Raw genomic sequence first — 5176 nt, forward strand, 5'->3', positions numbered from 1 at the left:
CGTCGCGGGGCATCACGCGACCCTTCCCGATGGGCTGAGGTTATGTTGCGGAGAAGCTGCCGATCCCTCGCAACATCGCCGCCCAGCGCGGGGCCGCAACATAACACGCGGCGCAACATAATCGGTCCATTTACCGGCCGGACCTTTCGCGGTTTCCTTGAGTCGCACGAACATCGACCGGCCCGGCGTGTTGCGCGCGTCGCCCACGAGCCAGTAGGCGCCTTCGCGGCGGCCGGCGGAGAGGTAATGGCGGCAGACCGCCTCGGCGTTTTTGGCGAGGCGGTGGGCGAGTTCGGAGGCGTCCACGCGTTCCATCACGCCGCCTCCCGCTCACCGATGCGCTCGATCGGAAAGCGATCGAGCACGCGCACCAGCACCTCGGCGCCGCCGGCGTCCGTCGGCACGAACATGCGAAGTTTCCAGGAGATGATCTCGCCGAACAGGCCATAGGTGCGCAGCCGGTCACGCATCGCTTCGCTGAATCCGGAGAGTTCGATGCGAAGCGCGTTCATGACGCGGACGCGGCGCAGTTGCAGCCCCTCCGCGAGATCCAGCACCGTCCGTCCCTCCATCAGCGCGGAGAACGCTGCCTCGGGCGTCAGCGACGCTGCGCCGGGCGCAGAAGCGTTCGCTGCCCAGGCGGGCGAGACCTTGCGGCCGATGACGCGTTCGCCGTCGTCGGTCTGAAGCCGATATACGCGCGTCGACTCGTTTGGCAGCCGCTTCCAGATGGGTAGCAGGAGCCCCGCGACGATGTGCAGCGTGCTCTCGGCGAATTCCGGAACCTGAGCCACCTCGCGATCCCACGCGGCGCCGAAGCTTTCGCGGTCGGTCTCGATCCAGCGGCTCTCCGCCATCGTCTTCAGCGAGACAGTGTGCTGCTCCATTGGAAGGATCAGCCGAACGCGACGTTCGATCTCGCCGTCGTCGAGCATGACGCTCGGCGCTGGAATCTGCACCGCCGCGCGACCTGAACGCTCGTTGATCAGCAGCACTGCTCTTCGATCGGAGAGATGGCCAAGCGCCTGATCGAGGCTGAGCGGATTGTTGCGCCGCCGCTCGGTGATGGTGAGCAGACGGGTTTCTGCGCCGGTGTCGGGGTGGGTGTAGATCGTTCGCCGATCGTTGACGATGAAGCTCTCGGCTTGCAGCGTCTCCAACCCGACATCGTAGACGCCGCTGGCGATGGCACCTTCGATCTTCGCGTTCAGCAATTGCTCGAACGCGGTGAACAACACGCCCTGCAAATCGATGGTGAGCGCGAGTAGCCGATTGAGGAAGGTCGTGATCGGCGGCAGATCGTCCTTCGGGCCGTTGGCGTCCATCAGTGAGAGGCCGGTGGATTCTTCGAACGCCTGAAGCGAGCAGCCATCGACCTTCCCGCGAACGAGCAGCAGGTAGAGCTGGCGCAGCGCGTCGCGCGCATAGGGGCTTTCGAGGTTGTCCTCCGGCCGGAACAGACCCTGGCCGCCGGTCTGGCGCTGCCCGCGCGTGATGGCGCCCAGCGTGTCCAGCCGCCGGGCAATCGTCGAAAGGAAGCGCTTCTCGGCTTTAACGTCTGTCGCGATCGGCCGGAACAGCGGCGGCTGGGCCTGGTTCGTCCGGTTCGTCCGGCCGAGCCCCTGGATGGCGGCATCGGCCTTCCACCCGGGTTCGAGCAGATAGTGGACGCGCCGCCGCTGGTTCCGCGCCGTCAGGTCGGCGTGATAGCTGCGACCGGTGCCGCCTGCGTCCGAGAAGACGAGGATGCGTTTAACATCGTCCATGAAGGCGGCGGTCTCGGCGAGGTTGGCCGAGGCGGAGCGGTTCTCGACGATCAGGCGTTCGCCCTTGCGAACGACCCGCCGCGAGCGGCCGGTCACCTCGGCGACGGTGTCCGTGCCGAAGCGCTGCACGATCTGGTCGAGTGCGCCGGGCACGGGTGGCAGCGAGGCGAGCCGCTCGATGAGTTCGTCGCGCCGCGCCACGGCCTCACGGCTCTCGACGGGTTGGCCATCGCGGAAGACAGGCCGCGAGGAGAGATTGCCCTCACTGTCGGTGAAGGGCTCGTAAAGCTGCACCGGGAAGGAGTGCGCCAGATAATCCAGCACGTATTCGCGCGGCGTGATGTCGACGCGGATGTCGTTCCATTCCTCGGTCGGGATTTCGGCGAGCCGGCGCTCCATCAGCGCCTCGCCGGTGGAGACAATCTGCACCACGGCGGCATGGCCATCCGCCAGGTCCTGATCGATCGAGCGGAGCAGAGTCGGCGTCTTCATGCTGGTCAGGAGATGACCGAAGAACCGCTGCTTGGCGCTCTCGAACGCCGAGCGGGCCGCGGCCTTCGCCTGCCGATTCAGCGTGCCGGACTCGCCGGTGATGTTGGCGGCTTCCATCGCGGCATCGAGATGGTTGTGGATGATCGCGAAGGCGCCGGCATAGGCATCGTAGATGCGGCGCTGCTCATCGGTGAGCTGGTGCTCGACCAGTTCGTATTCGACGCCGTCGTAGGAGAGCGAACGGGCGGTGTAGAGGCCAAGGGAACGGAGGTCGCGCGCCAGCACCTCCATGGCCGCGACGCCGCCGGCCTCGATCGCTTCGACGAACTCGGCGCGGGTCGCGAAAGGAAAATCCTCGCCGCCCCACAGGCCGAGCCGCTGGGCATAGGCGAGATTGTGGACCGTGGTGGCGCCCGTCGCCGAGACGTAGACCACGCGCGCGTTGGGCAGCGCGTGTTGCAGGCGGAGGCCGGCGCGTCCCTGCTGTGAGGGCGCGATATCGCCGCGCTCGCTTTTACCGCCGCCGGCGTTCTGCATGGCGTGGCTCTCGTCGAAAATGATGACCCCATCGAAGGTGGAGCCCAACCATTCGACGATCTGCCGGACGCGCGAAAGCTTCTCGCCACGGTCGTCGGACCGCAGCGTAGCGTAGGTCAAAAATAGGATGCCTTCGGCCAGGCGGATCGGCGTGCCTTGCGGGAAGCGCGAGAGCGGGGTGATGAGCAGCCGCTCCATGCCGAGCGCCGACCAGTCGCGTTGTGCGTCCTCCAGCAGCTTGTCGGACTTCGAGATCCAGACTGCCTTGCGCCGCCCGCGCAGCCAGTTGTCGAGGATGATGGCGGCGGACTGGCGTCCCTTGCCGGCGCCGGTGCCGTCACCCAGCATGAAGCCGCGGCGGAAGCGCACTGCGTTCGGCGCATCGTCGGGCGCAGCGGTGACGAGATCGAAGGTCTCGTCCACTGTCCAGGCGCCAGCGAGATACTCGCCGTGGGCCTCGCCGGCATAGATCACCGTCTCCAGTTGGGCGTCGGAGAGGAGGCCTTCGGTAACGAGGCGGGCCGGTAGCCGGGGCCGATAGCTGGGCTTCGGCGGCGCGACCGAGGCCATCGCCGCGGATTGCACCAGCTTGGTCGGGTGCGGTTGGGCGCCGGGAATACGGATCGATTGGAGGCGGTACTCCTCGTAGATCGCCTCGCTCAGGCGTGCGGCCTCGGGCGGCGTCCAATCGGTCGTCTCGTAGGCGAGATCGACGGCCTCGGGGTCGGTGATCGGCAGCCCGGTCGGCCGGGCAGCGATGGCGCGCGCACGAGGGGCGTTCACGGCGCGCGGCGCGGCGTGCGCGGACATCGGGATCGTCGCTGGCCTCTCGACTGCCAGCCGGGCAGGAACGCGCTCGCCGATCCAGCGGAGCAGCGTCGCGACATCGGGTGCGATGACGGCGGATTCCGGGAAAGTGTTTGGATCGTCGGCGGGCGCCTTGTCGATGACGGTCAGCCTCGTTTCGACTGAAGTGCCATGCTTGGCGTAGACACTGCCGTCGATCGCGGCGCTGAACACCACGCTGCCGCGCTCCTGCAGGCGAACGAATGCGTCCCGCCCGGCGGGCGCGTCGGGTGCGAAATTGGCGCCGGTGAACGCCACCAGACGCCCACCATCAGCAAGACGCGAAAGGGCGGAGCGGATGTGCCGATAGACAGTGTCAGCCACACGGCCGGAGACGTGGGCCAATGCCGAGAATGGCGGGTTGATCAGCACTACACTCGGCACGGCTGCGGGATCGAGGTGATCGTCGATCTGCGCGGCATCGAACCGCGTGACGGGAGTGGCCGGAAAGAGGGAGGCAAGCAGCGCGGCGCGGGTCGCGGCCAGCTCGTTCAGCACCAGGGCGCCGCCCGCAGTCTCCGCCAGGATGGCGAGGAGCCCAGTGCCGGCCGAGGGCTCGAGAACGCGGTCGCCCGGAGTGATGGCCGCAGCCGTCAATGCGGCGAACCCGAGCGGGATCGGCGTCGAGAATTGCTGGAACGTATCGCTTTCGACCGATCGGCGCGTCTGCGTGGGGAGCAGGTTCGCGATCCTGGCCAGCGCGGAAAGGCGCAAAGCCGGAGTGCCGGCTTTGCGGAACAGCGCCTTTCCGTATTTGCGCAGGAACAGGACGGTGGCGACCTCGCCGGCTTCGTAGGCGGATTTCCAGTCCCAGGCGCCCGTCGCATCGGAGGCGCCGAAGGCCGCCTCCATGGCGCTGCGCAGCATCGCGGCGTCCACGCGCTCGCCGCGTTCGAGATGGGGGAGAAGACGCTCGGCCGCTGCGAGAATGGCGGCCGCGGGATCAAGTTCGCACGGGCGCGAGCGCGACATGGCCTCGCAGGCCGCGATCGGGGAAGAGTCGTTCATGAAGGAAACCCCGAGAGAGCGGGAACGGGCGAGCCGGTCGGCGCTCTCTCTAGGACCTCACCGGCTCAAACCCGTTCCGGCCAGGCTCTCACTCTGGGCGGACCGATGGACCTCACTGAGGAAACGGTGCGGGGCTCCATGCAGACGTTTGAGCCAATTGCCCAACGTGCTAGTCTTACTGTGTCAAAAACTGAGAGATAGTCAATGTTATCAATGGGTTATGGGAGCTCTAGTTTGCGAGAAAACGTCGTGATTTCAATGTGTTAGGCGGAAACTGACACAGTCGAACTAGGGCGTGTCGTCAATTGGAGCCAGCCGAGTGAGTCTGGGCTGCAACAGTGCGGCGGAATCGTTGATCAACAAGCGGCTTCCCGATTCCAGCAGCCCCGGTTCTTCGATGCATAGGCAGTCAGCTTTGGAGAGGCTGACCGATGCATCGACATGCCTTGCGCGACGACCAGTGGGAGCGGATCAAGGACCATTTGCCGGGCCGTCCGGGGTCCGTTGGCGTGACCGCTGCGAACAAC

The 5176-nt window shown here is 66.5% G+C and carries 1 protein-coding gene and 2 pseudogenes; 1 reads left to right on the forward strand and 2 read right to left on the reverse strand.

The window, feature by feature from the left end; genetic code table 11:
- Positions 1–120: 120 nt before the first annotated feature.
- Together CCS01_RS34520 and CCS01_RS00025 are read right to left on the reverse strand one after the other, a co-directional pair.
- Positions 121–315: pseudogene (locus CCS01_RS34520) on the reverse strand (DNA primase); the annotation flags it as partial.
- Entirely contained in the window at positions 315–4649 is a 4335-nt protein-coding gene (locus CCS01_RS00025; protein WP_104516805.1) for a strawberry notch family protein, read from the reverse strand. The pseudogene CCS01_RS34520 and the gene CCS01_RS00025, both read right to left, overlap by 1 nt.
- Positions 4650–5080: 431 nt before the next feature.
- Between CCS01_RS00025 and CCS01_RS34900 the strand changes: the two are divergent.
- Positions 5081–5176: pseudogene (locus tag CCS01_RS34900) on the forward strand (IS5/IS1182 family transposase); the annotation flags it as partial.

This window comes from Rhodopila globiformis (assembly GCF_002937115.1).
GTDB classification, from domain to species: domain Bacteria; phylum Pseudomonadota; class Alphaproteobacteria; order Acetobacterales; family Acetobacteraceae; genus Rhodopila; species Rhodopila globiformis.

Excerpts from the sequence above, each read along its gene's own strand:
- CCS01_RS00025 (WP_104516805.1), bottom strand. The coding sequence starts at position 4,649 with ATGAACGACTCTTCCCCGATCGCGGCCTGCGAGGCCATGTCGCGCTCG.